7 protein-coding genes and 1 other annotated feature are annotated in these 8552 nt (G+C 38.5%); of the genes, 3 read left to right on the top strand and 4 right to left on the bottom strand.

Annotated features, from left to right (window positions below; all coding sequences use genetic code 11):
• Window positions 1-409: 409 nt before the first annotated feature.
• From M2139_RS13875 to serS, 3 genes are all read left to right on the top strand, one after another.
• Window positions 410-1099: a response regulator transcription factor gene (locus M2139_RS13875; protein ID WP_280739436.1), complete on the top strand. Its 690-nt coding sequence runs from the start codon at window positions 410-412 to the stop codon at window positions 1097-1099.
• Complete coding sequence (locus M2139_RS13870; RefSeq protein WP_280739442.1) at window positions 1089-2288, top strand: HAMP domain-containing sensor histidine kinase; 1200 nt, start codon at window positions 1089-1091, stop codon at window positions 2286-2288. The genes M2139_RS13875 and M2139_RS13870 overlap by 11 nt, the downstream gene beginning before the upstream one ends.
• A 247-nt stretch (window positions 2289-2535) precedes the next feature.
• Window positions 2536-2759, top strand: a binding site (T-box leader).
• 66 nt (window positions 2760-2825) lie between these two features.
• Window positions 2826-4097, top strand: a complete 1272-nt coding sequence (serS, locus tag M2139_RS13865) for a serine--tRNA ligase (RefSeq protein ID WP_280739437.1) — start codon at window positions 2826-2828, stop codon at window positions 4095-4097.
• Between the two features lie 77 nt (window positions 4098-4174).
• On the opposite strand, the gene M2139_RS13860 is transcribed toward serS, so the two are convergent.
• The 4 genes from M2139_RS13860 to guaB form a co-directional block, all read right to left on the bottom strand.
• Window positions 4175-4732: a hypothetical protein gene (locus M2139_RS13860; RefSeq protein ID WP_280739438.1), complete on the bottom strand. Its 558-nt coding sequence runs from the start codon at window positions 4730-4732 to the stop codon at window positions 4175-4177.
• 150 nt (window positions 4733-4882) lie between these two features.
• A complete protein-coding gene (locus M2139_RS13855; protein WP_280739439.1) occupies window positions 4883-5515 on the bottom strand; it encodes a hypothetical protein in 633 nt (210 codons plus the stop codon).
• Window positions 5516-5619: 104 nt separating this feature from the next.
• Window positions 5620-5775 (bottom strand): hypothetical protein, encoded by a 156-nt coding sequence (locus M2139_RS13850; protein ID WP_280739440.1) that lies wholly within the window; start codon window positions 5773-5775, stop codon window positions 5620-5622.
• Window positions 5776-6303: 528 nt separating this feature from the next.
• Entirely contained in the window at window positions 6304-7788 is a 1485-nt protein-coding gene (guaB, locus tag M2139_RS13845) for an IMP dehydrogenase (protein ID WP_280739441.1), read from the bottom strand.
• Between the last annotated feature and the right edge of the window lie 764 nt (window positions 7789-8552).

Raw genomic sequence — 8552 nt, 5'->3', positions numbered from 1 at the left:
GACTTGATTAGTCTATCATGGTGAAAAGTTTTCGTCAACTCTTTTTTTCAAAAAGTTTAAAAAGTTTTTTTCGTTATGATTGCGTCTCAAGCACAAGTAATAATATAACAAGTATAATGGGAGATTGCAAGTTGTTTTTGTGATTTTTCTGAAGTTTTTTTGATTGGTGAACCATATTGGATTGCGGGCTTTCATTTATTCGGTTTTTACGGCTGGTATAGGCTGGTTATTACGTTTTCTCTGGGGCTTATTCGTTTTTAAGGGCTGAGCTAATTTTTACGTTTTTCTAAAATGTTTAAAAAATCTCTTAAATAGCTTAATCTGATAAACTTTCCGTAAATCCTATGGTAAACTAAGGGGGAAAGTTAATGTTAAAGATTACTATTATATAGAAGCAAGGAGTTTAGTTATGAAAATATTAGTTGTAGATGATGATAAAGAGATTGTTGATTTATTGAGTATTTATATTCACAATGAGGGCTATGAAGTGGTGAAAGCCCATGATGGTAAAGAGGCACTGATGAAATTGCGCACCACCTCTGATATTGATTTATTGATTTTAGATATTATGATGCCGGTGATGGATGGCATGCAAGTGGTGAAAGAATTGCGGAAGGAATCACAAATTCCGATTATTATGTTAACCGCTAAAACTACTGATATGGATAAAATCAAAGGCTTGGTTGCCGGCGCTGATGATTATGTGACGAAACCATTTAACCCATTGGAAGTGATGGCGCGGGTGAAATCCTTATTGCGTCGGACACAAATGCAAGTCACTGCGGATGAGCCGGATGTTTTAGAAATCAATTCACTGATTATTAATCGTGACTCTCATGAAGTTAAAACGATTGACGGCACCGAAATTCAGTTGACGGCTTTGGAATTTGGGATTTTATACTTATTAGCTAGTCATCCTAATCGGGTTTTCAGCGCCGATGAAATTTTCGAGCGGGTTTGGAAACAAGAAAGTATTGTTTCGGCGAAAACGGTCATGGTTCACGTGAGTCACCTGCGAGATAAAATTGAAGATGCGACTGATGGCGAAAAAATTATTCAAACCGTTTGGGGAGTAGGCTATAAAATTGATGCAAGATAAACCAGTTTCTTCTATAGAAAAGAAAAAACGCATTACTTTAACTTCTAAGGAAATCAGCGAGCTCTTAGCAGAAGCAATTGTTACGGTAGTTCTTCTACTTTTGCTAAATATTGCAGTCTTGGTGCTGTTATCCACATGGATTGAAAATTCCCCTTCATCTAAAGATGCAGTCTGGGCTTTTAAAAACATCTTTGTGGATTGGTTGAACTCGGATATTTTCTTGAGTGGACGAACTGTGATTTTGCCGTTGTTTTTCGTGATAGATGTCTTAATCGTTTTTTGGCGCTTGCTGCGGCGTTATCACCAAATGCAGTTGCGCCACATTATCAGTGAACTTCATTATATTGCCGAGGGCCATTATGACCATCGCATTCCTTTTGAGTTAAAAGGCGATTTGAATAAAATCATTTCTAGCATCAACGGTTTGGTTGACAGTACGGTGGCGGCGATTGAAGATGAGCGGGAAATCGAAAAATCGAAAGATGAGCTGATTACTAATGTCAGCCATGATATCCGCACCCCACTAACTTCGATTATTGGCTATCTTGGTTTAATTGAAGATCGCCAGTATCGTTCAAATGAAGATGCCTTATCATATGCTCATATTGCTTATACAAAAGCTAAGCAGATGAAATTGCTAGTCGATGATTTGTTTGAATACACGCGAGTGCGACAACCTTCTGTGCCAGTCAACTACACTTCTTTTGATATGGTACAGTTAATTGAGCAGCTGGCGATTGATTTTGAGTTAGAGGCGCAGCAGCAACACACCACGATAACCGTCCACGCCAATCCGGAGCATCTCTTAATGGAAGGCGATACGGAAAAATTGGTGCGGGTCTTTAACAACTTATTAAGTAATGCCTTGAAATACGGGAAAGGCACGCAAGAAATCGTGATGGAAGTTACCGGCGACGATAACGAAGCGACGATTGTCGTTAAAAATTCCGGCAGTTCGATTCCCCAAGAAGCTTTGGATCAACTTTTCGATCGCTTTTATCGGGTGGATGAATCTCGCTCGCAAGAAATTAGCGGTACCGGCTTAGGTTTAGCGATTGCCCAAAATATTGTTACTTTGCACGGCGGTTATATTTATGCCAAATCAAATGATCAATGGACTTCTTTCATCGTTCATTTGCCAAGAAAAAAAGTGATTAATCGGGCAGTTCCTAAAGAACCCTTTGTTTAATAGTAGGAAACTTTTAGCGGAAGGGCGGAGGCTCTTTCGCTTTTTGTATTTTACTCGGGTGCAGAACAAGCCACTCCGCTTTTTTCTTAATCTAGCTACGCAAGCTAGCTCCTCTCGATAAAGTGAAAAAGAAATTCGCGGTATAGAACACCGCTATAATTTATTTTTGCACTTTACTCGGGAGCTGGTCAGCTTGCTCCGCTTTTTTTATTTATTGACTTCTCTTTTAGTTTTGCTTATACTAAAAGCAATCATTTCGGAAAAGCTAGTACTTCTTTTGCTTATTTTTAGAGAGTTGGCGGTTGGTGTAAGTCAATAGTAGCTGGGGAGGAATCCACTTTTCATTAACGAATACAGCGAAAACTTTGATTAAGCTGTATCGGTTCACAACCGTTATCTTGTTTCGAGGGCAGATTTTATAAAAAATCTGAACTTGGGTGGCAACGCGATTACAGCTATTTCGTCCCAAGATTTATGGGGATGGAGTGGCTTTTTTTATTTGTTACAAATCACATTTATTATATAGGAGGAAAAAAGATGTTAGATATTAAAATGATGCGCCAAAATTTTGCTGAAGTAACGAAACGCCTAAAAACCCGCGGTGTACCTGAAGCGGTTTTAGTCGAATTTATGGAAATGGACGAAGAACGCCGAAAACTTTTAGTGGCGGTAGAAGAATTAAAAAGTCAACGAAATCAAGTTTCTGAAGAAATCGCTCAATTAAAACGCGCCAAAGAAGATGCTAGCGGAAAAATCGAAGCCATGAAAACTGTTGGGGCTGAAATTAAAGAATTAGATGCTGCCATCGCTACTATCGATGAAAAATTAAAAGACATCGCCACTACTTTACCAAACTTACCTGATCTGTCTGTACCCGTTGGTGCTGACGAAGAAGATAACGTGGAAGTTCGCCGTTGGAGCACACCGAAAACTTTTGATTTTGAAACTAAACCTCACTGGGAAATCGCTGAAAACTTAGGCATTCTAGATTTTGAACGGGGCGCAAAAGTTGCGGGTAGCCGTTTTGTTTATTACAAAGGCTTAGGAGCACGCTTGGAGCGGGCGGTTTACAGCTTTATGTTGGACACTCACACTAGCGAGCACGGTTATACGGAAATGTTAACACCTTACATCGTTAATAGCCAAGCAATGTTCGGTACAGGACAGTTTCCTAAATTTAAAGAAGATGTTTTTCAATTAGCAGATTCTGATTTCACTTTGATTCCAACCGCTGAAGTGCCATTAACCAACTACTACAGCGACGAAATTCTCGATCAAGCTGATTTACCAATTTATTTCACAGCCCTAAGCCCTTCTTTCCGTTCTGAAGCGGGGAGTGCCGGCCGTGATACTCGTGGTTTAATTCGCTTGCACCAATTTAATAAAGTCGAAATGGTTAAATTCAGTGATGCGGAGCATTCTTATGAAGAATTAGAAAAAATGACTGCTAACGCTGAAGCGATTTTACAAAAATTAGATTTGCCATACCGCGTTTTGGCTTTATGTACTGGCGACATGGGCTTCTCTGCTGCTAAAACTTATGATTTAGAAGTTTGGATTCCTGCCCAAGATACTTATCGCGAAATCAGCTCATGCTCTAACTGTGAAGATTTCCAAGCCCGCCGTGCCATGATTCGCTACCGGGACGCTGAAAATAAAGTCCAATATGCCCACACGCTAAACGGTTCTGGTTTAGCTGTCGGCCGAACTGTGGCAGCTATTTTGGAAAATTATCAAAACGCTGACGGTTCTGTAACCGTCCCTGAAGCGTTAGTTCCTTATATGGGTGGCGTAACGGTTATTAAATAAACGCGTAATAAAACCACGTAAGCAGTCATTAATTCCTTTTGATTGCTTACGTGGTTTATTTTGTCTATTCAATGATTTTATTTTACTACATCAATATCGCCGATTGCCGAAATTTTTATCGTTGCAGCTTGCGTGGCTTTGGTTTGTGGTTTTACAATCGTTCCCTTGTTATTCGTATCCAAATCAAAAGAACCTTGATAACTTTTAGGAATTTTCACATGAGCTGCAGCCGCCGTATCAATGAGATAATTTGCCACCTGAGCATCTTTCCCTAATTGAATCGTAACCGTTACTGCTTCGGCTTCATCCGGAATAACCGTTACAGCAACCAGCCCAGTGGAACCTAAAACCAATCGTAATTTACCGTCGTCAAATTTTACCGTCGCTAATTCTTTTGCGCATTTTTGTGAAATTTTTCCTGTCACTTGAACTTTGGTAGTCGGTTCATCGCTTTCTGCAATCGTAACATTAACATTTTGCGGACACCCCACCACTTCGATAGCGGAGATTTCTTTTTCTTGAATTTCCCAGCTTTCATTTACTGAGTGGCCAAGACTTGCATTTGCTAGCAAGGTTTTACCTAACACACCAACGAGTACCACCACACCGATTAAAACAAGTAATTTTTTCTTCATTGTTATCGCCCCTTTTCTTAAATCCATGCTCTTAGCATAAGGGGTAAATCTTAACCTAGCTATTATCTAAATATTAACTATTTCTTATTTCGTGGGTTTAAGTGCAACAAACAGCAATCCCCAGTCCATCGGCTGAAGATTGCTGTTTGTTTAATCCACTTTAATACGTGAAAATAATATAGTCACCACCAATGATAAAGTTGCGAAAATTACCATAAAAAGTGTAGCCAGTTTAAGGTCGGTTTTTACATTTTCAAGTTCCTTATTTTTAACTCTATGTAAAGCTTTTAAAAACTCTTGATGACTCTTTTCAAAATCTGATTTAAGTTCCGCAACGCTTAACGAGCTAGTTTTTTCGATAAAATCTTTATCTGCTGGATCTGTTAAAGAATACGATTCTAAGTCAGCACCTTTAGTCTTAACGTAATAATAGGTATATTCATTTTCAACAAAATAAAACGCTACAAATTTTTTTGGATATTGATGACTATAGTTTTTTTCTAGCTCTATTAACTGTGAATCTTTATAAAAAAGATAGTTAATTACTTTGCATTGCCCAAATTGCAACTCATCATAAACGTGATTATCTTTACCTCTAACATTTATATTGAAATTATCAGCTTGTTCTTCCCAAAGTTCCGAGTATTTTGCCCGAACAAATTTTTTCGCAAGCACTGCATCTGACCCATTTTTTATTTCCAGATACTCTTGAATCGGCCCTTTTAAAGTAAAATAGCTCAGCACTAATAATGACGCTATCAACATACTAATTCTTCGTTTCATAACCACATCTTCCCTTTTTCTGTTAAGCAATCGCTTTTTTACACAGCAGATTAATGCCGAAAAACGACTGTTCAAGCAGTCCCATTATTTTCTTCAATGCATAGCTATTGATATTTTTCCTCATACACTTTATCCAAAAAAGTTTTAATAGCGGTTTTTACTTCTTTGTCATAAACGGCAATTTCTTCTTCATTTAAACTATAACTCGTTGTTGGTTCTTCTCCGCCATGCTTCGAATAGGCATTTCTATCGATAACCATTTTTTCATCATAATAAATTTGTATCAATATATTTTTATTATCTTCTATAAATGTTAAAAAACTGTAAGTTCCGAATCACTTATATACGATATTTCAATTCGCTCGGTAATCTTAATAGGCAACACCCGTTCATTCATAGTTAAATAATATTTATCCACAAAATAACCGGCAGCCTCTACATCTTTGGCATGATACTTCTTACTCAGCAACGCATCCAATTGTTCAAATTCCGTTCCATGCTCATAGGCACGTTTAAATTTTGTTACTTGGCTGTAATACCACGCATTTCCAACTACAGCTAAAAAAGCAACAGCCCCAACTGGATTTTAACTTTTTTCGACACTTTCTTGAACATTAATTTGTTCCTTATAAAAAACCTTAACTACTATTATAAAAGATAAAAAACAGCTTTAAAAGTGCCATTCACAGCAGAAATCCTACAGGTTACCGCCATTTTTTCTGGTTCATCAAAAAACCAGCAAGCCACATACAGCTTGCTGGTTAATCATTACGATTTTATTTTTTAAATTAAGATTCTACAGAGTAGTTTGGTGCTTCTTTGGTAATTTGAACATCATGAGGGTGAGATTCTTTCAAACCGCTACCGCTCATTTGAACGAATTGGGCATTTTCACGCAATTCTTCTAAGTTCGCTGCACCAACATAGCCCATACCTGATTTCAAGCCGCCAATCATTTGGAAAAGAATATCAGCCGCGCTACCTTTATAAGCCACCCGACCTTCAATACCTTCGGGAACTAATTTATTGGCTTCATTCACGCCACCTTGGAAATAACGGTCGCTAGAACCTTTTTCCATAGCACCCAGAGAACCCATGCCACGGTAAGTTTTAAAACGACGACCTTGATAAATTTCAAATTCCCCTGGAGATTCATCGGTACCTGCTAACATGCTACCTAACATAACCGCATGTCCGCCAGCTGCTAAAGCTTTCACAATATCGCCAGAATATTTAATTCCGCCATCAGCGATAATCGTGCGACCATAGTCCCGCGCAACCGCCGCTGCATCGTAAATGGCTGTTAATTGCGGCACCCCAACACCAGCAACCACCCGTGTTGTACAAATTGAACCAGGTCCAATGCCGACTTTAACCACATCAACACCTACATCATATAAAGCTTTAGTCGCCGCACCCGTTGCCACGTTGCCGGCAATTAACGTTGCTTCTGGGAAAGTGTCGCGGATTTCTTTAATTTTACGAATTACGCCAGCGCTATGACCATGAGCGGTGTCGATAACAATCGCATCTACGCCAGCATCAATCAAAGCTTGGGCTCTTTCAAAAGTATCACTCGTTACCCCAACAGCTGCTGCTACAAGCAAACGACCATGCTCATCTTTAGCAGCATTAGGAAACTCAATCACTTTTTCAATATCTTTAATTGTGATTAAACCACTTAAACGGCCAGCTTCATCAACAATTGGCAATTTTTCAATTTTATGTTGTTGCAAAATTTTCTCTGCATCTTTTAAAGAAGTGCCTACTGGTGCTGTCACTAAATCATCTTTAGTCATAACTTCCGCAATTTCAATTTGATAATCATCTACAAAACGTAAATCACGGTTTGTTAAAATTCCCACTAATTTGCGATTGTCCATCGTTTCAACAATCGGCACGCCACTAATGCGATAACGGCTCATTAAAGCTTCCGCATCAGCAACTAAATGATCGGGAGTTAAGAAAAAAGGATCAATAATTACGCCACTTTCAGAACGTTTGACCTTACGAACCTCTTCAGCCTGCGCAGCAATGCTCATATTTTTATGAACCACACCCAAGCCGCCTTGACGCGCCATAGCAATCGCCATCTTACTATCAGTAACTGTATCCATACTCGCACTCATAATCGGAATGTTTAATTTGATGTTCTTAGCAAGTTGAATCTGCATATTTACATCATTTGGCAATACATGACTTTCTGCTGGAATTAATAAAACATCATCAAAAGTTAACCCTTTTTTCGCAAATTTAGTTTCCCAGTTTGACATTCTTGTAATCTCTCCTTTTATCCTTATTTTTTTCGATTTTGGCAAATAAAACAGAAAGATTTTCAAAGTTTTCTTCCTACTATGAAAAGCCCTTTTGTTTTACTTGTCAGATTTTATTTTTAATAATGAAAATAACAGAATTTTTTTCATAAGTCAATCAGTTATTAAAATACTTCTCAAGTTATCATCTTTCTCATAAGATGTTAATGAAAAAAGGCGGAGTGAGCTTGATCAGCTCTCGAGTAAAATGCAGAATTAAATATAGCGGTGTTCTTTACCGCGGATTTCATTCTCATTTTATCGAAGAGAGCTAGCTCACGCAGCTGGATTATAAAAAAGGCAGAACAAGCTGATCAGCACCCGAGCAAAGTGCAAAATCAAATTATAGCGGTGTTTTATACCGCGAATTTTATTTTCACTTTGCCGAGTGGTGCAAACGCCCGCAGCTAGATTACATAAAAAGCGAAGCGGACTCGTTCAGCTCTCGAGCAAAACGCAGAATTAAATTATAGTGGCGTTTGTTGCCACGAATTTCATTCTCATTTTGTTGAAGAGAGCTAGCCCGCGCAGCTAGATTACAAAAAAGGCGGAACAAGCTACCTACCCACCAAATCCCCCTCTTATAATGAAACAATTTCTCTTCCCACGAAAAAAATACCCCACAATCCCTGGGAATGCAACTACTTTTTGACACAATTTAAAAAGAGCATCTCATTTTAGTCATCTTTTTCCGGTAATCTACTGGTGAAAGGTGACCTAATTTC

Source organism: Enterococcus sp. PF1-24, assembly GCF_029893325.1.
Lineage (GTDB): Bacteria > Bacillota > Bacilli > Lactobacillales > Enterococcaceae > HY326.
Note: the sequence above shows the minus strand (reverse complement) of the source record. Positions and strands in the feature narration are given on the sequence as shown.